Genomic DNA, 18,887 nt, shown 5'->3' with positions numbered 1-18,887 from the left:
GACACGCTTCTGTCCGGCGAGCCCGTACCGGGTGGTATGCCCACGTACTACGCCGCACTCTCGGACCGCCTGCTCGTCGGCGACAGAGAGTTGACCGAGCGGCTGGCGGACCACACGCTCGAATGCGTCGCGGCCGACGGGCGTGCGCCCGACCGCGCGTTCGCCGGGACCGCCGACGCGGGGCTCCAGCGGACGACCGACGGCGGGGAGACGTGGGAGCGGGTTCTCGGCGACGGCGACCGTACAACCAGCGTCACCGTCAGTCCCCACGACCCCGACATCGTCTGGGCCGGCACCGAACCGAGCGCCGTCTACCGCTCGACGGACGGCGGCAAATCCTGGCGGGAACGCGAGGGACTGACCGGCCTCGACTCGGCCTCGCGGTGGTCGTTCCCGCCCCGACCACACACCCATCACGTCCGCTGGCTCGCCCTCGCGCCCGACGACCCCGAACGGCTGTACGTCGCCGTCGAGGCCGGCGCCTTCGTCCGGAGCGAGGACGGCGGCGACACGTGGCTGGACCACCCCGACGGCGGCCGCCGGGACACCCACACCATCGCCACGCACCCGAAGGCCCCCGACCGCGTCTACGCCGCCGCCGGCGACGGCTACGCGCTGTCGACCGACCGCGGCGGGACGTGGACGTACCCGCAGGACGGGCTGGAGCACCGCTACGTCTGGAGCGTGGCGGTCCACCCCGACGACCCGGACACGGTCGTCGTCTCGGCGGCCCGGGGCGCGCGAGCCGCCCACTCGACGCGCGGCGAGAGCTACGTCTACCGGACGACGGGCGAGGGCTGGGAACCGGCGATGGACGGGCTACCAGACCCGGACGGGCTGGCGCGGGCGGTGCTCTCGGCCGACGGCGACGGCTTCGCCGCGCTGACGAACCGCGGGCTCTTCCGGTCGCCCGACGGCGCCTCGTGGTCGCGGGTGGGGACGTGGGCCGACGCCTACGACCAGGTGCCCCGCGGGCTCGCGGTCGTCTAGACCGCCCCGCCGAGCAGGACGATGGGCGCGGTCGTTACGGCCGTCAGGACCGCGGCGACAGCCAGAATCGTCACCGCCCGCCTGCGGTCGGCGGCGACCGCCTCGGCCTCGGCCACCGACCCCGTCGCCCCGCCCGACCCCGAGAGGTCGTAGCGGGCCAGCGCGCCGAAGGCCACGCAGAACCCGTAGTAGTCCTGGACGAGACCGACCCAGCCGCCGAAGACGAAGGGGGCGGTCGCCCACAGCGTCGTCGCCGGGACCACGTCGAGTACGACCGCGAGGACGACCCCGAGAGCGAGACCGAACGAGCCGATACCCGACAGCCGCCGGGCGCGGCGCTGCTCGGCGCCGATGTTGCAGACGCCGGGTTGGTACTCCGCCATGCCACACCGTTGGCGGGCCCCCCTCTTAGCGTCTGTCCGGTGCTGTCAACCAATGGAAATATGTCGGGCACGGTCCAACGGGCGACCATGTCGCCCCTCCTCCAGCGACTGCGGTCCCCGACGTGGCAGTACGCCATCCTCGGTGGGCTCGCATCGGTCCCGCTCACGCTCGTCCTCCACCTGCGGGCGCCCGGCACCACCTGGGACGCCTCGGGAATCGCGCTCTGTGCGCTCGCGGTCGGCTATCTGGCGAAACGCCGCGGCCTAGAGAGCACCCCGGTCGGCCTCCGAGCCGGTGCCGTCGGCGCGTTCCCGGTCCTGCTGTCGGTCGCCGAACTGGTCCCGGTTGTCCTCTCGTTCACCCAGCCCGCCTGGTTCACCGCGCTACAGCTCGCGCTGGTGGCGCTCATGCTCCCCGTTTTCGTCGGCGTCACCGCCGTCGTCGGTGCGCTGAGCGGGCGGTTGGGCGGCTGGCTGGCGGAGCGGGGCGGACATCCGCGTGCCGTCCCGAGCGCTGACCCATGAGCCCGATACTCCCGACGCGCAGCGCCGACCCGCCCCGGACCGCGCGTAGCTGGCCCGCCAGAATCGGGAAGGTATTTGCCTCCTGACACCCTCCCCGTCGGTATGCACGATGTCGTCGTCGTCGGCGCCGGCCCCGCCGGTTCGCGGTACGCCCGCCGGGCCGCCGAGCGCGGGCAGAGTGTGCTCGTCTTCGAGCAGGGCGAAGTCGGCGAGCCGCTGGCCTGCTCGGGGCACGTCAGCACGGATATCTGGGAGTACACCGAGGGCGCCCGCGAGACGCTGCTCCAGAACGAGATATCGGGGGCGCGCTTCCACACCGGCGGCCCCGACAGCGACGCTCACCCCTTCTACAAGGACGAAGTCATCTCGAACGTCATCGACCGCGTGGGGCTGGACAGGCATCTCGCGGAGCTGGCCCGCGAGGCCGGGGCCGACCTCCGGGAACACCACACCGTCGTTGCCGTCGCGGAACACCGGGACCACGTCACCGTCGACGCCCGCGGTCCCGACGGCGATGTCGAGACCTACCGCGCGAAGCTCGTGGCCGGCTGTGACGGCCCCAAGAGCCGCGTGCGTCGGGAACTGGGTCTGCCCGAACCCGACGAACTGCTCCACGGGGTGCTGGGGTTCGACGAGACCCCCGACCACCAGGAGTTCGTGGACGTTCACCTCACCGTCCCGACGTTCTTCGCCTGGCGCATTCCCCGCGGCGAGGCCGGCGTCGAGTACGGGCTGGCGGTGCCGCCGGGCGACGACGCCAGCGGGCGGTTCGAGGCGTTCTGTGCGGGCTACGACGCCGACGTGAGCCGGCGCTGTTCGGGGCTCATTCCCATCGGGCCGCCCAAACGCGTCACGGGCAGCCGGTCGTTCCTCGTCGGGGACGCCGCCGCCCAGACCAAACCGTTCACCGGCGGCGGCATCCTCTATGGCATGACCGCGGCGGACCACGCGGCCCGCGAAATCGACCCCGACGACCCCGCGACGCTGGGGGACTACGAGCGGGCCTGGCGCGACGACCTCCGGGGCGACATCCGACTGGGTCACGCCGTTCGGGCGGGCTACTCGGTACCGGAAGCGGTGCAGAAAGCCGGCATGACGGCCTTCGAGGGGGAAATCGGCGTCCACATGGACCGCCCCTCGACGCTCTTCTCGCGCGAGCAGCTGAAGGCGCTGCTGTCGCGGTCCTAGGCGGCGTCCGTCCGGGCACCACGCAGCCCGAGCCACACCTGCTTGTACCCGAGCATGTAGATACCGGTGTACAGCAGGAGCAGCCCCATTCCGACCTCCCAGACCGCAAAGGCGGACGGCTCCACCAGCATGTCCGCGACCCCGGCGTTCTCCGTGAGCGCACCGACGGCCGTCAGCAGACCGGCCGCCAAAGCGCTCAGCACTAGCGATAGCAGTTCCGACAGTGAGCCCAGACCGTTCATCGGCGGCCCTATGCCAACGAACGGTATAATCCTTCCGCCCGAAACGTAACCGGTTTGTTCGGTTGTCGTCTGGGCACTCGTATGGGCCAGTATCGAAGTATGGACCACGCGACGCTTGCCAAACGCGGCTTCCTGCTCGGCGTCGGACTGTTCGCGCTGGGCGCGCTCGGCGAACTCGCCGCGCACACACTGCTCGGCCCGCTGCCGGGCTGGGGGAACATGCTGTTGACCGACATGGAGGCGCTGGGTATTCTGCTGGGGCTTTTCTCCCCGCTCGTGTTCGGCATCGTGCTCCCGCTCGTGGAGTGAGCGGCGCCAAACGTGTTTACCGTGTGCGGTGTTACCGTCAGGTATGGATGCGAGTCGCTTCACCGTCGCCTCGGCCGTCGTCGCACTGCTCGGTTGTCTGGTCGCGTTCGTCGCGCCGCTGGCGCTGGGCGCCCAACCCGGCATCCGCGGGAGCGTGACGCTCTCGGCGGTCGTCGGCGCCGTCTTCGCCGGGAAGAACTTCCAGACCATCCGCGAGCGCGGCGTCCCGAGCCTCGCGGCGGGCACCATGGCCACCGTCCTCGGGCTGTGGCTCATCGTCGCGCCGCTGCAGTACGAGACCGTCGGCGCGCCCCTGACCGCGGTCACCCAGTTCGGCGGGATGTGTCTGGCGGCCTTCTCGGCGTACTCGGCACTGGTCGCCGTCGAGAGGGTTTTCGGCGCGAGCGGCGGGGCCGACCACCTGGAGACCTCCGACTGAGCGAACGGAGACAGACGGGTGCCGCGAGCGACGGCACAGACGGAGACAGAGACGCTATCGGTTACTCGTAGGTGGGCAGGCGCGCCGACACCGCCGACCCCTCGACGAACGGGAGTTCGCGGCGCTCGGCGGGAACCGCTTCGCCGTCGATGCGAACCGTGAGGGCGCCGTCGGGGTAGTCCCAGTCCAGCGCCGCCATGGCGATGGGACCGGCGACGTCCGGGCTGTCGACGGCCCGCGTGACTTCCCCGACGTGTTCGTCGCCGACCGAGACGGCCGCTCCGGGGTCGGGCACGGCGTCGACGGTCAGCCCGACGAGACGGGAGCCGGGGTAGCCCTGGTTCTCGACGCGGGAGACGACCTCCTGGCCGACGTAACACCCCTTCTCGAAGTCCAGCCCGTTGCGAAGCCCGATGTCGTTGGGCAGCGCCCCGTCGATTTCGGTGTCGAAGAGGGGCGACCCGGCCTCCAGCGTGAGCGCCTCCCACGTGCGGTAGCCGAAGGGGACGGCGTTTAGCCCCCGGTTGACCAGGGTGTCGAAGACCCGTTCGGCGTCGTCGGCGCCACAGACCACGTCGTAGCTCTCCTCGCCGGCGAGGTTGTCGGTCCGGATGACGGAGACGCCGGCGTCGCCCAGCTCGCCGCGGTTAAAGCAGAGGGGCGCTTCGGGCGAAGCCGCCTGGTGGAGGACGCTCGCTATCTTCTCGGTCGCCTTCGGGCCGTGGACGCCGAAGACGGCGAACTCCTCGGTCGCGAGGCGGATATCGACGTCCTGGATGAACGTCTTTTCCCGCCAGTCCTCGGCCAGGTCCGCGGCCTCCTGGGGCGGAGTGAACACGAGCAGCCGCTCGCCGGCGTTGTAGACGTACATGTCCGTCTCGACGCGGCCCTGCGGGTCCAGTAGAAGGGCGTACGTGCCCTCGCCGTCGGCGTCGGGGACGCGGTTCGAGACGGCGTTGTCGACGTACTCGACCCGGTCCTCGCCGGTGACGACGAGGACGCCGTAGCCGAACTCACAGACGCCAACGACGTTTCGGACGGCCCGGTGGGTCCGCTCGGGCCGGCCGTAGTGGTCGACGACGCGGCGGCCGCCGACCTCGCGGAAGGCCGCGCCGTGGTCGGCGTGGACGCCCTCGATAACAGTCATGCGAACGGCTGGGAGCCTCGCGGCAAAAAGCGTCCCGCTCTCGTCCGTTACCGGCGTCGGGCGGCGACCAGCGAGAGCAGGGCGAGCGCGGCGGCGACCGTCACGGGCGTGAAGCCGGGACCGCTCCCGCCCGAGGTCCCGGTCGGTTCGGCGTCGGTGCCGGTCGAGTCGGGAATCTGCGTCCCCGTCAGCTCCTCGGGAGCGTCGACGACCCTGACGGTGACCTCTTCCTGGACGGTGCCGTCGTCGACGGTGAAGCTCACCGACCCGGCCGACTCGGTATCGACCTCCAACTGGCCGTCAGCGTCGGTCGTGCCGACCTCCTGGCCGTCCTGTGACACCGTCGCGCCCTCGACGGGGTCGTCGTACTCGTCGGTGACTTCCAGGGTTATCGAGTTGCCGAGCAGCACCCGGTCCTGCGTCGATATCGAGAGGCTGTCGGTGCGGTTGATGCTGATGGTCTCGGTGAGGTCGCGCTGTTTGACGGTGACAGTCTGTGTGGCCTGGTCGTAGCCGTCCTTGGTCACGTCGACGTTGTACTTCGTGTTGACCGGGACCGTCGTCGCCGCGTCGCCGTCAGTGGTCTGGAGCGTCCCGACCGACGGGATACGGACGGAGGCGTTGAGCGGCTCGGCGGGGTCGAAGTAGTCGTCGACCACTTCGACTGTGAGCAACACCTCGTCCTGCTGGATGGTCCGGTTGATGTCGGTCTGGCTACCGACGGTGATTTGCGTCCGGTTGTCGAGGTAGCCGGCCTTGTAGATGTCGAGGCGGTAGTTGCCCTGTTCGACGGCCGGCGTCGTGACGGTCCCGTCGGCGTCGGTGCGCTGGTCCGTGACGAACTGCCCGCCGCGGTACAGCAACACGCGGGCGTCTTCGACCGTCTCGTTCTGGGCGTTCCGGACGGTCACCGTCGCCGTGCCGGCGTCGGTGACGGGTACGTCGACCGACTGTGTACTGGCGTCACTGACCTCGTAGGGGATGTTCCTGACGTACCGGTCGTCGTCGACCTGTATCGAGACGTTCGCACCCCTGGGGACGTCGAGAAGCACCTGACCGCTCGACGCCGTCGTCCCGTTGACCGAGCCGCCCTGCCAGGAGGCAGTCACGTCGACGCCGCCACCGACGGAGCGACCGTCCTGGTCGACGACGGTCGCGGTGATGGTGACCTGGTCTTGCTGTGCCGAGACGGCCGCCGGGAGCGCGCCGACCATCCCGACGAGCATCACGAGACAGAGACCGATTGAAAGTCGTGTCGAACCCATATCCGAGTGGTAACAACGGACACCCTTAACAGTATGGCTATTCTAGCCCTGCGGTTAGCGACCGCCTGACTCCGCGGCGATGAGCCGCTCGACGTCGGCCGGTTCGATGGGGGGCAGCGGGCCGTTCATCGTCCGTGCCAGCGCCGCTGCCGCCGCGCCGTGGGCCAGGGCCTCGTCGGTCGAAGCGCCGGCGGTGAGCTGCTGGAGGACGGCCCCGACCAAGGCGGCGTGCTGTCCGGCGCTGTCGATTTCCGGCGTCTCGAAGGCGTCCTGTTCGTGGAGGACGCCGTCGTGGTAGCCGACGGCGCCGTACTCGTTGCGGGTGAGGACGACGTGGGAGAAGTCGTAGTCACTGGCGATAGTGTGGACCAGTTCTCGGGGCGAGCCCGTCCGGTCGAACACCGCCGTGGCCTGTGCCTCGCTGGCAAACAGCAGCTCGACCGGGTCGAAGAGGTCTGACAGGGTGTCGTGGGCCGTCTCCGCGCTCCAGATTCCGGGGTGGAAATCGAGGTCCATCGCCCGGAGCCCGGGGGCCGAACGGAGCAGGGCCCCGGCGGTCTCGGCCGCCTCGTCGGACAGGGCCGCCATCGACCCCGTTGTAAAGACCGCGTCGGCCTCCTGGATGCGACCCACCGGGAAGTCCCCCGGCGACACCGCCGCCATCGCCGTATCGCCCCGGTCCTGGAGCAGTCGGGGCTCGCGGGGCGGGGCCCCGCTCTCGTGGAACGTCAGCCCCTGGCGCCCGGCCCCGGGGTCGGCCCAGTCTATCTCGGTCTCCAGCCCGTGTTCGTGGAGTTCGGCGACGGCCCGCCGGCCGAGCGGCGTGTCGGCGAGCTTCGAGAGCCAGACCGCGTCGGCGCCCAGCCGGCCGGCCACGGCCGCGGCGTTGCTGGATATCCCGTCGACGTGGAGCCCGACCTCGCGGGCCGTCTCGAACCGCTCGCCATCGCGTGTCGCGAAGCGAAGCGCCGTGTCACCGAAGGAAACAATCGACATGTGCCTCCCATGGACCGACGGGGGTTTAGTTCAACCGGCTGTTTCGGGCGTCGTTAGCCCACCTTCTCGGTGACGCGGAACTCAGTCGGCGGCGCGAGGATGCCGGCGACGGTGCCCATCGAGTGGACGACGGTGACGAGCGGCGCCAGCGGCACCGCGGCGGCCCAGACGAGCTTGTCCCGGCCGTAGTAGCGCACGCCGCGGAGATACCAGAACAGCGTCAGCGCACCGAGCAGCAGTGAGACGGTGGCGAACAGACCGCCGGCGCCGACGCCGACGCCCAGCAGCGACAGCGGGACGACGACCAGCGTCACGACCGGCGAGAGCGCCCACGCGTAGTTGCGCACGCGGGTGAGCAGCTGGTACCCGAGCGGGAGCGCAGTCGAGGCCTCGACGTTGCCCGCGGCCCACCGGCGGCGCTGTTGGGCGATTTCGGTCAGCGACGGCGGCGCCTCGTTCCGGCAGGTCGCCGTCGCCAGCTCGAAGTCGATATCGAACCGCTGGGCGGCCGTCCAGACGAACGCGGTGTCCTCGACGATGGTCTCGCGGTCCCAGGTCACCGCGTCTTCGAGGTCGCTGCGGACGGCGATGCCGCCGCCCCACGCGAACAGCGGGATGGAGAGACGGGCGAAGGCGCGCTGTTCGACCTGGACACCCATCCGGTAGACGTCGGCCAGATAGGTCCAGACCGACCCCGTGCGGCGGGGCTGTTCGCGCAGCTGGACGATGTCGGCGTCGGGCAGCCCCCCGAAGGAGTCGACGACGCTGTCCTCGTCGAGATACAGCACGTACTCCCGCTCGCAGTCGAGGGCCCGGCGGGCCCACTCGATGGCCCGGCCCTTCCGGACCGCGTCGCAGTCGAACTCCTCGGGGACGACGTGGACGGCCGCGCCGGCCACGTCGATGTCCGCCTCCGCGACGACGTGGACATCGTCGAGTTCGTCCGGCAGCGAGTCGACGGTCCGCTGGACGACCGCGGCGGCGTCGACGGTCAGGACGCGGACCTGGATGTCGTCGCCGCCGTGGACGGGGTCGGGCGCCTCGTACCCCCGTCCGACCACGTAGGTCAAGACGACCCAGACGAGGGCGGTCCCGGTGAACAGCAGCGTGGTCCCCCACAGCAGATAGTTGAACAGCTGTCCCCAGTCGACGACGTTCGGGGCGAGCGACGGGAGTAGCGTCGCGACGGCGGCGACGAGGAAGAGCCCGCCGACCCCGGTCAGTGTGATTCGCTCGGTCTTCATCGTGCCCGGTACCGGGGCGTCCACCCACTTCATGCGGGCCGGCGCTCAGCCCGCATTGGGCCCGTTTTCCGCCCATTTAACGCCGCTTGAGCCGAATAAACCGGGCTAAAGGGAAGGAGACGCGGTTCCGGGAGCGCGACAGGAGAGGCCGGTCAAACGCCGGCCTCGCGCGACGCGGCCTCGCGAACGCTCCGCGTTCGCTCACTTCCGGGAGATGCCGAGCGTCTCCCGGCTTTCGCGGAGCCACAGGCTCCGCTCACTGCCGGCGGCCGGCGTGCACGGCCGCGGCGTCACTTCCGGAAGACGCTTCGCGACTTCCGACCTTCGCGGAGCCACAGGCTCCGCTCACTGCCGACGGCCGGCGTGCCCCGGATAGTCCCGTTCGAAGCGGTCCTCCAGTTCGTTGAAGTCGACCTCGATGACCGTCGGCCGGCCGTGGGGACAGGCGTAGGGGTTGTCGCAGTCGTCCAGCGCCGCGAGCAGGTCCCGCACCGACCCCTCCGTCAGCGAGGTGTTGCCCGTGACCGACGGGTAACAGGCCAGGTCGCCCAGCAGTTCGTCGGCGGCCGCCTCGACGGTGGTCGCGGCCTCGCTCTCCCCGCCGACGAAGGCGCTCAGCACGTCGCGGACGATGTCGGGGCCGGCGGCGTCGGCGATGACGCCGGGCAGCGTGCGCACCTCGACGATGCGCTCGCCGGTCCGGGCGGTGTGAAAGCCCAGACTCGCCAAGGCGTCGCTTCGCTCGTCGAAGACGGCGGCCTCGCGGGCGGTGAGTTCGAGTTCGACCGGCTCGGCCAGGGCCTGTGTCGTCGTCTCGCCGGCGAACTGCCGCTTGAGCCGTTCGTAGTTGACCCGCTCGTCGGCGGCGTGCTGGTCGATAAGCACGAGTCCATCGTCGGTCTCCGCGACGACGTAGGTGTCGTGGAGCTGCCCGAGTATCCGCATCGACGGCAGCGTGTCGTGGGCCGTCTCGGGCGCGTCGCCCAGATGTGCCTGGTCGTGGCCGCCCGAGAACTTCCGGTCGGGGTCGGTCGGTGTCGACTCGGGTGTGCCGTCCGTAGCGCCGCTTTGTGCCGGCTCGGCTGTTCCGTCCGTGGCGCCGCTCTGTGCCGGCTCGACTGTCCCGTCCGTGCCGTCGGTCACCGACCGGGCCGGCTCGTCGGCGGCCGCGTCCGACGCGGGCCGACTGTCGGCGCTCGTCTCCGTGGGCGGCTCGTCGGCGGTTCGACCCGAAACGGCGGTGTCGGGGGTCGAGTCGGTCCCCGTGGATTTCGTGGGGCGGTCCCCCGACGGGGACTCGGTCGACGGCTCCCCCGCCGACGCTTCCCGTTCATCCCTGTGGCTGGTCGGCGCCGAGTCGTCCGTCGGCGAGTCGCTTCCCGACCGCTCGGGGGTAATCTCGGTCTGTTCGGGCTGGGAGCGGCCCCGCGGTGCCGTCGAGCGGAGCAGTCCCTCCTCCAACAGTGCATCTTCGACAGCGGTCCGAACCTGCTTGCGGACGCCCTCGTCGTCGACGAAACGGACCTCCATCTTCCGAGGGTGGACGTTGACGTCGACGTCACCTGCGGGAACGTCGAGAAAGAGGACGGCGAAGGGGTAGCGGTCCGGCGCTATCTGGGTGCCGTAGGCGTCGACGACGGCGTCGTGGGCGGTCTTCGCGCGGACGTAGCGGCCGTTGACGTACGTCGAGAGATACTCCCGGCCGGCGCGGGTCGTCTCGGGGTGGGAGACCAGCCCGGTGACGCCGGAGAGCGGGCCATCGGGGAGGTCCTTGCCGTCGACCGCTATCATTGATTCGGCCACCTCGCGGCCGTACACCGACATCACCGTCTCCCGGAGGTCGCCCTGCCCGGTCGTGGCGAACGTCTCGCGGCCGTCGTGTTCGAGGGTGACGGCCACGTCGGGGTTGGCCAGCGCGTAGCTCGTGACGATGGTGTTGACGTGGGCGAACTCCGTCGCGGCCTGCTTGAGGTACTTCCGGCGGGCGGGGACGTTGTAGAACAGGTCCTCGATTTCGATGCTCGTCCCTTCGGGACAGCCCGCCGGGCCGGCCGACGTGACCTCGCCGCCTTCGACGACGAGTTCGGTGCCCGCTGAGCCCTCTCGCGGGCGCGTAGTGATGGTCATTCTGGACACCGCGCCGATGGCGTGCAGCGCCTCCCCGCGGAAGCCGAGCGTCCCGACGCCGCCCTCCAGGTCCTCGATGTCCCGGATTTTGGAGGTCGTGTGTTGCTCGACGGCGCGCTCGACGGCGTCGCGGGCCATGCCGACGCCGTCGTCGGTGACACGAATCCCCGCGCGGCCGCCGTCCGCGACGCTCACCGTGACCCGGTCGGCGTCGGCGTCGACGGCGTTCTCGACCAGCTCTTTCACCACCGAGGCCGGCCGCTCGACGACCTCGCCGGCGGCGATGCGCTCGACGGTCCGCTCGTCGAGTTGCCGGATGTCTTCTGGCGTCTCCCCCATGCTCTTGTCCCCGGTAACGGGTCGGTCGACTTGAGACTGTCCCAGGGGGAGCCAGTAGTGTCAATAATTAACATAGTAGAGCCCATAGGGACGACCGGTGAGCCCACATGTGTCACCACAGAGGCGACATCCCCGAGGAAATGCCCGACTGGACGATGGAGCGGGCGGACGAAGCCGAGGAAGCGCTCGACGACGAGGAACTGCCGGAGTTCCTCAACGAGGACGGCGATGAGATGTCGGTGTTGACCGACGGCGGGGAATAGCGATATATCGACCAGCGTGTCACCCCGCAGGTATCAAGTACGCGCGCAGCGAGCGGGCCAGTACCGATGGAGCAGTACGACCGCCTCTACGAGCTCTACGAGACGGTGGACACGGAGACGGTGCGGGCCTACCAGGAGGTCGTCGACCTCTTCCCGCCGCTGCGCTCGACCGTCGGGCTGAGCCAGTGGGAGAGCGCCCGGCGGGAACTGGACGAGCGGAAGTCGGCCATCGCCGAGCGGTACCCCGAACCCTACGCCGAGCTCGCCGCCCATCTGTCCCGTGATGAGGCCTTCACCGCGCTGGACCTGTACTCGAAGTACGGCCGGACGGTGAACGTCCTCGTGCTGGACGTCGACGAGACGCTCCGGTCGGCCGGCGACACCGACAACGAGATTCCGCGCTCGACGCTGCACCTGCTGACGGAGTTCCACGAGCGCGGCGTCCCTATCGTCGTCTGTACCGGCCAGACCCTGGAGAACGTCAAGGGGTTCATGATACAGGGGCTTGGCAACGACATCGTCGAGTCGGGCTCGATGAGCATCGTCTACGAGACGGGCAACGCCGTGTTCACGCCGGACCACGGCCCCGACACGAAACGGCTGCTGTACGAGGGGCTCGACCCGGTCATCGTCGAGACGTTCGACGACGTGCGCGGGCGGGTCCTCTCCGACGCCCCCGACCGGGTCCGTCGGGGCTGTCACCTGCAGGGCAACGAGTTCAACGTCACCCTCAAGCCCAACGCCGAGGTGGGCAGCGAGGCCGCCGTCGCGGTCATCGACGAGGCCATCCGCTACTTCTGTGGGCTCGTCGGCGAGGCACTGGCCGACGCGGTCGACGCGGACGTGACCGACCCCGCGCTGCTCGCGCGGACCTACTTCGCGAACGACCCGGAGATAGCACGGGTCCTCGACGAGGGCGACGTGGCCCGCGACGGCGACCTCGACGGGGCGCCCGAGCCGTTCACGGCTACCCTGGAACGCCTCGACGTGGGGTACTACGAGGGCGACGCCGCCGAACTCGTCAGCCTCGAACTAGACAAGCCCACGGGCGTGCGCGAGGCGTTGGACGTGCTCGGTATCGAGGACCCCTTCGCCCTGGCGATGGGCGACTCCAAGAGCGACCTGCGGGTGATGGAGTGGCTCGCCGAGACCGACTGCGGTATCGCCGCGGCCCCGGAACACGCCTCCGAGGCCGTGCTGGACCACGTGACCGACCGGGACGGGCTGGTGTACACGGCCGGCGAGGCCAGCACCGTCCTCCGTATCGTCTACGGGATGGAGCTACTGGCGGCTATCGACGAGCGGTAGGTCGCCGCGGCGGCAGTTTGTCGTCCGTGACGGCGGACAGTCCGCTATGGGACAATCGCGAGACGTGGCGCGTGTACCGGTCGGCGACACGGCGCTTCTGACGGCCGTCCCTGTGCTATCACAGCTGTCACGGCTGTTTTCCCCCAACAGTTAGACTGCGCCGGGCCGAAGCACCGGCATGAGCCTCGACAGCATCTTCGGAGAGGTGCCGGACCCCAGCTCCTACTCCTTTCCCGACTACGCGCTGCCACAGGGCGACCCCGTGCGTCCGGTCGCGGTGACCGCCGCGGAACTGACGGCGCTGCTCGACCTCTACGAGACGTTCGCGGCCGTCGACCCGACCGGGGCCAGTTCGAACCCGTTCGTGCGGGCGACCAGCGAGTTCCTGGAGCAGACGTTCGGGACGACCCTGGAGCGACCCGACGAGCGACTGCACGACGATATCGCCGACATGCTCTCGGATTTCTCGGAGGCCCTCGGCGACGACTCGCTGGGCGTCGTCGACGTGACGCCGGCCCACTTCCGGACGCTGTATTTCTTCCTGACGAGCTGCAAGGCCTACCACGTCGCCCCGCACATCGGGTTTGCGCCCGACGAGAGGAGCGTCGAGACGCTGGTCGAGGTGTACCAGCGGGCCGTCGACCAGGACTTCTACCTGAAACGACCCCGGTCGGTGCTGGAATAAGCGGGCCAGCACTGATACCGAGAGCAGCCCTACGGCGGGTATGGACAGAAACGACGTGCGGCGCGCCTGGGACGAGGTGGCCGAGACCTACGCCGCACGCAGGAACCCCGACGGCTCCGATGCCGACCTGGTCGACGACCTGCTCGCAACGCTTCCCGACTCGCCCACCGTGCTGGACGTGGGCTGTGGCGACGGGGCGCGGACGCTGGCGAACCTCCCGGCCGGCGCCGTCGGGCTGGATTTCTCCCGGCGGGGGCTGGAACTCGCGGCCGAGACGGTGCCCGACGCACGGCTGGTCCAGGGCGATATGACCGCCCTGCCCGTGGCCGACAGCAGCGTCGACGGCATCACCGCCTACCACGCCGTCTTCCACGTTCCCCGGGCGCGCCACCCCGACGTGTACCGCGAGTTCGCCCGCGTGCTCCGGCCGGGCGGGGTCGCCCTGCTGACGCTTCCGAGCGGCGACTTCGAGACCGTCCGCCGGGGGTGGATGGGCGGCTCGATGTTCTTTTCCTCGCCCGGCCGGCGGGCCACGCTCGACCAGTTAGCCGCCGCCGGCTTCGACGAGATACGGACCGAGACGGCCGACGACCCGCTGGGCAGTGCCACGGAGTTCGCGTTCGCCCGACTGTAGCGAGGCGCCCCCGACATATTTGTCATCTGGGCTATAATATCGGGCATGGCAATCGACGTTCAGACGCCCGACCGGCCCGAGCTCACCGACGACGAGTCACGTGACAACGACGCCGACGAGGATTATCACCGGGACGACATCGAGGCTGCGCTGGCCGACGGCGCGTGGGCCGAGGGGTTTGAGGAGTGGGCGTCGGAGACCGACCTGGCCGAGAGCGAGTTCGACCTGCTGGTCCGGCACGGGCTCATCGAGCAGTTCGACTTCTACGTGGGGCCGGGCGGCGACGGGGTCGACTACCACGTGCCGACGCTCTCGGACGACGCCCGCGAGGCGCTGGGAAGCGGGGCCGACATCGAGGGAGCCGAGTCGGAGCTGGCGACACTGGGTCGCACAGTCGCGGAGCGGCTGGAGCGCGAACCGCTCGGCCGTGACGGGTAGGTCCGAGTTTTACTCGCTTTGAGGGGCTCGTTCGAGCCGGATATCCATCGCCTCGTAGTCCTCGATAACGGCGCTGACGCCGCCGACGGTGACCACCTCGCCGTCGTGTCCGACGTGGACGCTGTTCTCGATGGGGAACTCGTTGCTGAACGGGTCCATCAGCCCCTGTCGGACCTCGAGAATCGGGACCGACGCCAGTTCGACGATTTCGCCGGTCGTCATGTCCCTGGCAGTGATAGTCGCGGTCAGGTCGACGCCGGCGCGCTCGTACAGGGTCGCCTGCACGAGCGCGTTGCGAAGCGTCGGATACGACTGGGGGAGCGGGTCGCGGTCACAGCGGTACACCTCCGTAGCGAGCCGCCAGAAGTTGCCGAGATACGTGCTGAAGAGGTTCCCGGTGACGGCCGACCGGGTGAGCGAGATGGCGCTGCCGTCGCCGCCGCCGACGAGAAAGCCCGGGTCGTCCAGCGCCATCCGTTCGCGGTCCACGGTGAGCAGCGGTTGCGGTTCGTACGCCCACGTGCGCGCGAGCGTCGCACACTCCTCGAGCGCGGCCGTGTCGAACGCGTCGAGGCCCGGGTCGGTCACGAGGACGTAGACGGCGGCGCCTCGGTCGAGAGCGTCGGCCAGCGCGTCGGTGAACCGGTCGAACACCGCGGCGGGCAGACAGATGAACACCTCCGCCTCGGCCGCGTCGATATCGCGGCGCCAGCGCTTGGCGAGCGTCTGGCCGGACTTTATCAGTTCGACTTCGAGGTCAGCGACGTCCTGGTCGGCGAGCTCGCTCTCGATGTCCGCTTCGAGTTCGGCGAGGCGGGCGTCGATGCTGCTGACGGCGCTGTCGGCCCGCTGGGCCCGGACCACCGAGGGCCTGACGTGGTCGTTGAGCACGACCAGCCCGCGCTCGTCGAGCTGTTCGCACATCTGGTAGACGTGCCGCTGTGAGACGTCGGACTCGTCGACGACGCGGCTGACCGTCACCGTCCCGTGGTCGAGGATGGTGAGATAGACGGCTATCTCCTTGGCCGAGAGGCCGAGCAGCCGCAGGTTCTCGCGGAGCCGGTCCCGTGTCATCGGAGCCCGTTTCGGCTGGCCGGTTGTGGTCCCGCGGTCCGCGTCGGCGGGCGATATCGGACGGTGAATAGCGGTGCCACGGCGAATCAGGTGAGCTGTTCGGTGACCTCGGTGGTCTCCAGCGAGCGGTTGTGCAGCGCCGCCCCGGTCTCGGCGTCGAACAGGTGAACCGACTCGGGCGGGAGCGTCGCCACCACGGATTCGCCGGCCCGGATGTGGCGCAGGCCGCTGATGGTCGCGGTGAAGGTGTCGGGCTCGTCGACGTCCCGGTCGAAGGTGAGGTGGGTCGTGTTCTCGTCGCCGCGGGGTTCGACCACGTCGACGAACACGTCGTAGGCGTGGGTCCCGCTGCCCTCGACGTCGAGTTCGATGTCCTCCGGCCGGACGCCGAGCGTGACGCGGTCGGCGCCACCGACTGCGTCGCGCTGCTCGGGCGTGAGGCCGTACTCGAAGTGGTCGGAGACGAGGGTGCCGTCCCGAACGTCCATCTCGAAGAAGTTCATCGACGGGTCGCCGATGAAGCCGGCGACGAACTGGTTGTTCGGGGCGTGGTAACACTCCAGCGGCGTCCCGACCTGCTGGAGGACGCCGTCGTCGAGGATGGCGATGCGGTCGCCCATCGTCATCGCCTCGGTCTGGTCGTGGGTGACATAGACCGTCGTGACGCCGAGTTCGTCCTGCAGGCGCTGGAGCTCGGTCCGCATGGTCGCCCGGAGCTTCGCGTCCAAGTTACTGAGCGGTTCGTCCATGAGGAACGCTTCGGGGTCCCGGACGATGGCCCGCCCCAGCGCGACGCGCTGTTGCTGGCCGCCCGAGAGGTCGGCGGGCTTTCGGTCCAGCAGGTCGCCGATACCCATCATGTCGGCCGTGTCCCCGACGGTCGCCGATATCTCGTCGTCGGCCATGTCGGTCGACTCCTCCAGCCCGAAGCTCATGTTCTCCCGCACTGTCATGTGGGGGTACAGCGCGTAGGACTGGAACACCATCGCGATGTCCCGCTCAGCGGGCGGTTTCTCGTTCATCCGTCGGCCGCCGAGCGATATCTCGCCCGAGGTAATCGTTTCGAGGCCGGCGATCATCCGCAGCGTCGTGGACTTTCCACAGCCCGACGGGCCGACCAGCACGAGGAACTCCCCGTCTTCGATGTCGATGCTCACGTCGTCGACCGCGACGATCTCGTTACCGTCGTCCTCGGTGAAGACCTTCGTTACGTTGTCGAGTGTTAGTTCTGCCATTGTTGTGTGCTATGTGGTTGGTTCAGACCGGTGGCTGTGGCGTCGTGACCGTCCGACGGTCTCGGTCGCGTGCGAACGGCGGACAGTCACGCTGCGACCCCCTTGGCGAACTTCTCGCCGAACAGGACGTAGACCAGCAGCGTCGGGAGCGCGGCGACGAGGGCTCCGGCCATCCGGAGCGGGAAGTTCGTCCCCGACTGCGAGACGCCGAGTCCGACCAGGTCCTGCGTGACGACGGAGGCGTCGCCGAACTGGACGATAGTCAGCGCAAAGAGGAGGTCGTTCCATATCTGCGTGAACTGGTAGATGAACACCACCGCGAACATCGGCACCGACAGCGGGAGGATGATGCGCCGGTAGATGCGGTAGATGGAGGCCCCGTCCAGCCGGGCGGCCTCTATCATCTCGTCGGAGAGTTTCTTGTAGTGCGCGCGGAACAGCAGCGTACAGATGGGGAGCCCGTAGGCCGTGTGCGTGACGATGAGCGCGACCAGTTTCCAGTGGTAGCCCTGGACGAACGGCAACACGGTGACAGGCTGGAACGCCGTCCGTAGCGGGACGACGTTGTACCAGAACTGCGTCAGGGGCACCAGCACCGCCTGGTAGGGGATGAAGATGCCCGCGACGAAGGTGATGTAGACGGCGATCTGGCCGCGCCAGCTCACCGTCGTCAGCCCGTAGGCCGCCATGCTCCCGAGCAGCCCCGAGAGGATGGTCGCCGGGACGACGAGGATGACGCTGTTGACCAGACCCTGACCGAGCAGGTCGAACGCGCTGGTCCAGGACTGTAGCGAGAACTCCCCGGTCCCGGAGAGGAGCGGCTCCAGCGGCGGGAGGTAGGGGTACTGTCCCGTGTACGACGCCGGGTTCGTGAAGGAGGTCACGACCCCGGTCTCGATGGGGATGAGGTAGAACACCGCCATCGCCACGAGCGTGATATACAGGGCGATACGGCGAAGCGGGTAGCCGGTGTCTATCTCTGACTCCTCATCGGTCGAGGTGCCGAAGCTCATAGCGCACCTCGCTTGTACTGGGAGTAGATGTACGGCGAGACGATGGCCAGCGCCATCAGGAAGAGGACGACGGCGATAGCCGAGCCGTACGCCCAGTTCCCGTTGCTGTAGGCCTCACGGACCATCCGCGTCGCCAGGATGTCCGCCGAGGGGCCGGGCTGGTAGCCGTACATCGAGTAGAGGAAGTCGAAGGCCTTCAGCGCGAACACCGTCAACACGACGAGCGCGCTGACGGTCGCGGTGCGGAGCTGGGGGATGATGACCCGCCAGTACATCCGCACCGTCGAGGCCCCGTCGACGCGGGCGGCCTCGAAGTGGCTGTCGGGGATGGCGCGCAGCCCCGCCAGATAGACGACCATCGCGTAGCCGCTGAACTGCCACACCAGCGCGAAGGCGACGGCGGCCAGTTTCAGGTCGGGGTTCTGGACGATCTCTACCGGCCCGATGCCGACGGCGCCGAGCGCGATGTTGATGAGCCCCGTCTGTGGGTTGTACATGTACAGCCAGAACTTCGCCGTCACGACGAACGAGAGGCTCATCGGCAGCAGGTATATCGTCCGGAAGGTGTTCTCGAAGCGTATCTCCTGGTCGACCAGGATGGCGAGCAAGAGCCCGAGCGCCAGACACACCGCGGTGAACCCGACGATGAGCAGGACCGTGTTTCCGAGCGAGTTCCATATCGGGTCGACAGTCAGGTCCGACCACGACGGCGTCCCGCCCTGGAAGGCGACGACGTAGTTCTCGAAGTCGAGCGAGCTGTAGTCGGGCGACCCGAGTCCGGTGAAGTCGGTCAGCGACAGGAGGACGTTCCAGCCGATGGCGCCGTAGACGAACACGCCGATGAGCAGCGCCGGGGGGAGCCAGAACGGGGCCGAACGCACCGAGTCCCGCTGGAAGAACGACTCGCCCTCGTCGGCGCTGACCTCGCCCCCGTCGGGACGCAGGTCTGCGTCGCTTGGCTCACCCCCTTCCGTGCGAGCGTTCCGGCCGCCGACCAGGCGGTGTCGAAGTATCGTAAGTGGATTGCGCATAAATTGGGGAGT

The 18,887-nt window shown here is 69.1% G+C and carries 21 protein-coding genes; 10 read left to right on the top strand and 11 right to left on the bottom strand.

The genetic code is table 11. From position 1 onward, the window contains the following. The first annotated feature begins 36 nt into the window (after window positions 1–36). A complete protein-coding gene (locus NJQ98_RS02005) occupies window positions 37–990 on the top strand; it encodes a WD40/YVTN/BNR-like repeat-containing protein (protein ID WP_262175170.1) in 954 nt (317 codons plus the stop codon). Here the strand turns inward: NJQ98_RS02005 and NJQ98_RS02000 are convergent. After that, a complete protein-coding gene (locus NJQ98_RS02000) occupies window positions 987–1,373 on the bottom strand; it encodes a hypothetical protein (RefSeq protein ID WP_262175162.1) in 387 nt (128 codons plus the stop codon). The genes NJQ98_RS02005 and NJQ98_RS02000 overlap by 4 nt on opposite strands. A gap of 87 nt (window positions 1,374–1,460) precedes the next feature. On the opposite strand from NJQ98_RS02000, the gene NJQ98_RS01995 reads away from it, so the two are divergent. Then, window positions 1,461–1,898, top strand: a complete 438-nt coding sequence (locus NJQ98_RS01995; protein ID WP_262175161.1) for a DUF5518 domain-containing protein — start codon at window positions 1,461–1,463, stop codon at window positions 1,896–1,898. 102 nt (window positions 1,899–2,000) lie between these two features. Next, window positions 2,001–3,086: a geranylgeranyl reductase family protein gene (locus NJQ98_RS01990; RefSeq protein ID WP_262175159.1), complete on the top strand. Its 1,086-nt coding sequence runs from the start codon at window positions 2,001–2,003 to the stop codon at window positions 3,084–3,086. Here NJQ98_RS01990 and NJQ98_RS01985 read toward each other — a convergent pair. Continuing rightward, window positions 3,083–3,328, bottom strand: coding sequence for a DUF8151 family protein (locus NJQ98_RS01985; protein ID WP_262175158.1), 246 nt, complete (start codon window positions 3,326–3,328; stop codon window positions 3,083–3,085). The genes NJQ98_RS01990 and NJQ98_RS01985 overlap by 4 nt on opposite strands. 81 nt (window positions 3,329–3,409) lie before the next feature. Here NJQ98_RS01985 and NJQ98_RS01980 point away from each other — a divergent pair, with 81 nt between their 5' ends. Both NJQ98_RS01980 and NJQ98_RS01975 read left to right on the top strand, forming a co-directional pair. Further along, window positions 3,410–3,637 carry a DUF7860 family protein gene (locus tag NJQ98_RS01980; RefSeq protein WP_262175156.1) on the top strand — a complete coding sequence of 76 codons (228 nt, stop codon included), beginning with the start codon at window positions 3,410–3,412 and terminating at the stop codon, window positions 3,635–3,637. 43 nt (window positions 3,638–3,680) lie between these two features. Beyond that, window positions 3,681–4,076, top strand: coding sequence for a hypothetical protein (locus NJQ98_RS01975; RefSeq protein ID WP_262175154.1), 396 nt, complete (start codon window positions 3,681–3,683; stop codon window positions 4,074–4,076). A gap of 61 nt (window positions 4,077–4,137) precedes the next feature. Here NJQ98_RS01975 and ygfZ read toward each other — a convergent pair whose 3' ends face one another. From ygfZ to mutL, 5 genes are all read right to left on the bottom strand, one after another. After that, on the bottom strand, window positions 4,138–5,223 hold the full coding sequence (ygfZ, locus tag NJQ98_RS01970) for a CAF17-like 4Fe-4S cluster assembly/insertion protein YgfZ (protein ID WP_262175152.1): 1,086 nt from the start codon (window positions 5,221–5,223) through the stop codon (window positions 4,138–4,140). A gap of 47 nt (window positions 5,224–5,270) precedes the next feature. Next, entirely contained in the window at window positions 5,271–6,488 is a 1,218-nt protein-coding gene (locus NJQ98_RS01965; RefSeq protein WP_262175149.1) for a carboxypeptidase regulatory-like domain-containing protein, read from the bottom strand. 54 nt (window positions 6,489–6,542) lie between these two features. Then, window positions 6,543–7,484: a carbohydrate kinase family protein gene (locus NJQ98_RS01960; RefSeq protein WP_262175146.1), complete on the bottom strand. Its 942-nt coding sequence runs from the start codon at window positions 7,482–7,484 to the stop codon at window positions 6,543–6,545. A gap of 53 nt (window positions 7,485–7,537) precedes the next feature. Further along, on the bottom strand, window positions 7,538–8,728 hold the full coding sequence (locus NJQ98_RS01955) for a glycosyltransferase family 2 protein (RefSeq protein WP_431357498.1): 1,191 nt from the start codon (window positions 8,726–8,728) through the stop codon (window positions 7,538–7,540). A 345-nt stretch (window positions 8,729–9,073) separates the two neighbouring features. Next, window positions 9,074–11,194, bottom strand: coding sequence for a DNA mismatch repair endonuclease MutL (gene mutL, locus NJQ98_RS01950; protein ID WP_262175142.1), 2,121 nt, complete (start codon window positions 11,192–11,194; stop codon window positions 9,074–9,076). A 107-nt stretch (window positions 11,195–11,301) separates the two neighbouring features. Between mutL and NJQ98_RS01945 the strand changes: the two genes are divergently transcribed. The 5 genes from NJQ98_RS01945 (at window position 11,302) to NJQ98_RS01925 (ending at window position 14,522) form a co-directional block, all read left to right on the top strand. Then, on the top strand, window positions 11,302–11,457 hold the full coding sequence (locus tag NJQ98_RS01945) for a hypothetical protein (protein ID WP_262175140.1): 156 nt from the start codon (window positions 11,302–11,304) through the stop codon (window positions 11,455–11,457). A 66-nt stretch (window positions 11,458–11,523) separates the two neighbouring features. Then, window positions 11,524–12,765, top strand: a complete 1,242-nt coding sequence (locus tag NJQ98_RS01940; protein WP_262175137.1) for an HAD family hydrolase — start codon at window positions 11,524–11,526, stop codon at window positions 12,763–12,765. A 178-nt stretch (window positions 12,766–12,943) separates the two neighbouring features. Beyond that, window positions 12,944–13,450: a hypothetical protein gene (locus NJQ98_RS01935; RefSeq protein ID WP_262175136.1), complete on the top strand. Its 507-nt coding sequence runs from the start codon at window positions 12,944–12,946 to the stop codon at window positions 13,448–13,450. A gap of 40 nt (window positions 13,451–13,490) precedes the next feature. Next, window positions 13,491–14,084 (top strand): class I SAM-dependent methyltransferase, encoded by a 594-nt coding sequence (locus NJQ98_RS01930; protein ID WP_262175134.1) that lies wholly within the window; start codon window positions 13,491–13,493, stop codon window positions 14,082–14,084. Window positions 14,085–14,129: 45 nt separating this feature from the next. Beyond that, window positions 14,130–14,522: a DUF7992 family protein gene (locus tag NJQ98_RS01925; RefSeq protein WP_262175131.1), complete on the top strand. Its 393-nt coding sequence runs from the start codon at window positions 14,130–14,132 to the stop codon at window positions 14,520–14,522. A 9-nt stretch (window positions 14,523–14,531) separates the two neighbouring features. Here NJQ98_RS01925 and NJQ98_RS01920 read toward each other — a convergent pair whose 3' ends face one another. The 4 genes from NJQ98_RS01920 to NJQ98_RS01905 all read right to left on the bottom strand — a co-directional run bounded on the left by NJQ98_RS01920 (window position 14,532) and on the right by NJQ98_RS01905 (window position 18,875). Beyond that, entirely contained in the window at window positions 14,532–15,596 is a 1,065-nt protein-coding gene (locus NJQ98_RS01920; protein ID WP_262175130.1) for a TrmB family transcriptional regulator sugar-binding domain-containing protein, read from the bottom strand. Between the two features lie 86 nt (window positions 15,597–15,682). Beyond that, window positions 15,683–16,831 (bottom strand): ABC transporter ATP-binding protein, encoded by a 1,149-nt coding sequence (locus tag NJQ98_RS01915; RefSeq protein ID WP_262175129.1) that lies wholly within the window; start codon window positions 16,829–16,831, stop codon window positions 15,683–15,685. An 86-nt stretch (window positions 16,832–16,917) separates the two neighbouring features. After that, a complete protein-coding gene (locus tag NJQ98_RS01910; RefSeq protein WP_262175126.1) occupies window positions 16,918–17,844 on the bottom strand; it encodes a carbohydrate ABC transporter permease in 927 nt (308 codons plus the stop codon). Beyond that, entirely contained in the window at window positions 17,841–18,875 is a 1,035-nt protein-coding gene (locus NJQ98_RS01905) for a carbohydrate ABC transporter permease (RefSeq protein ID WP_262175123.1), read from the bottom strand. Before NJQ98_RS01905 ends, NJQ98_RS01910 begins: the two co-directional genes overlap by 4 nt. Window positions 18,876–18,887: the final 12 nt, after the last annotated feature.

Origin of the sequence: Haloarcula laminariae, from assembly GCF_025457605.1 — an archaeon.
Lineage (GTDB): Archaea > Halobacteriota > Halobacteria > Halobacteriales > Haloarculaceae > Haloarcula > Haloarcula laminariae.
This window is presented reverse-complemented; position numbering and strand designations above follow the sequence as displayed.

What these genes read in the sequence shown, in the direction of transcription:
- NJQ98_RS01935 (WP_262175136.1), top strand. Translation starts at nt 12,944, where the DNA reads ATGAGCCTCGACAGCATCTTCGGAGAGGTGCCGGACCCCAGCTCCTAC.
- ygfZ (WP_262175152.1), bottom strand. Translation starts at nt 5,223, where the DNA reads ATGACTGTTATCGAGGGCGTCCACGCCGACCACGGCGCGGCCTTCCGC.
- mutL (WP_262175142.1), bottom strand. Translation starts at nt 11,194, where the DNA reads ATGGGGGAGACGCCAGAAGACATCCGGCAACTCGACGAGCGGACCGTC.
- NJQ98_RS01985 (WP_262175158.1), bottom strand. Translation starts at nt 3,328, where the DNA reads ATGAACGGTCTGGGCTCACTGTCGGAACTGCTATCGCTAGTGCTGAGC.
- NJQ98_RS01925 (WP_262175131.1), top strand. Translation starts at nt 14,130, where the DNA reads ATGGCAATCGACGTTCAGACGCCCGACCGGCCCGAGCTCACCGACGAC.
- NJQ98_RS01980 (WP_262175156.1), top strand. Translation starts at nt 3,410, where the DNA reads ATGGGCCAGTATCGAAGTATGGACCACGCGACGCTTGCCAAACGCGGC.
- NJQ98_RS01920 (WP_262175130.1), bottom strand. Translation starts at nt 15,596, where the DNA reads ATGACACGGGACCGGCTCCGCGAGAACCTGCGGCTGCTCGGCCTCTCG.
- NJQ98_RS01915 (WP_262175129.1), bottom strand. Translation starts at nt 16,831, where the DNA reads ATGGCAGAACTAACACTCGACAACGTAACGAAGGTCTTCACCGAGGAC.
- NJQ98_RS01990 (WP_262175159.1), top strand. Translation starts at nt 2,001, where the DNA reads ATGCACGATGTCGTCGTCGTCGGCGCCGGCCCCGCCGGTTCGCGGTAC.
- NJQ98_RS01975 (WP_262175154.1), top strand. Translation starts at nt 3,681, where the DNA reads ATGGATGCGAGTCGCTTCACCGTCGCCTCGGCCGTCGTCGCACTGCTC.
- NJQ98_RS02005 (WP_262175170.1), top strand. Translation starts at nt 37, where the DNA reads ATGCCCACGTACTACGCCGCACTCTCGGACCGCCTGCTCGTCGGCGAC.
- NJQ98_RS01945 (WP_262175140.1), top strand. Translation starts at nt 11,302, where the DNA reads ATGTGTCACCACAGAGGCGACATCCCCGAGGAAATGCCCGACTGGACG.
- NJQ98_RS01955 (WP_431357498.1), bottom strand. Translation starts at nt 8,728, where the DNA reads ATGAAGACCGAGCGAATCACACTGACCGGGGTCGGCGGGCTCTTCCTC.
- NJQ98_RS01965 (WP_262175149.1), bottom strand. Translation starts at nt 6,488, where the DNA reads ATGGGTTCGACACGACTTTCAATCGGTCTCTGTCTCGTGATGCTCGTC.
- NJQ98_RS01930 (WP_262175134.1), top strand. Translation starts at nt 13,491, where the DNA reads ATGGACAGAAACGACGTGCGGCGCGCCTGGGACGAGGTGGCCGAGACC.
- NJQ98_RS01905 (WP_262175123.1), bottom strand. Translation starts at nt 18,875, where the DNA reads ATGCGCAATCCACTTACGATACTTCGACACCGCCTGGTCGGCGGCCGG.
- NJQ98_RS01910 (WP_262175126.1), bottom strand. Translation starts at nt 17,844, where the DNA reads ATGAGCTTCGGCACCTCGACCGATGAGGAGTCAGAGATAGACACCGGC.
- NJQ98_RS01995 (WP_262175161.1), top strand. Translation starts at nt 1,461, where the DNA reads ATGTCGCCCCTCCTCCAGCGACTGCGGTCCCCGACGTGGCAGTACGCC.
- NJQ98_RS01940 (WP_262175137.1), top strand. Translation starts at nt 11,524, where the DNA reads ATGGAGCAGTACGACCGCCTCTACGAGCTCTACGAGACGGTGGACACG.
- NJQ98_RS01960 (WP_262175146.1), bottom strand. Translation starts at nt 7,484, where the DNA reads ATGTCGATTGTTTCCTTCGGTGACACGGCGCTTCGCTTCGCGACACGC.
- NJQ98_RS02000 (WP_262175162.1), bottom strand. Translation starts at nt 1,373, where the DNA reads ATGGCGGAGTACCAACCCGGCGTCTGCAACATCGGCGCCGAGCAGCGC.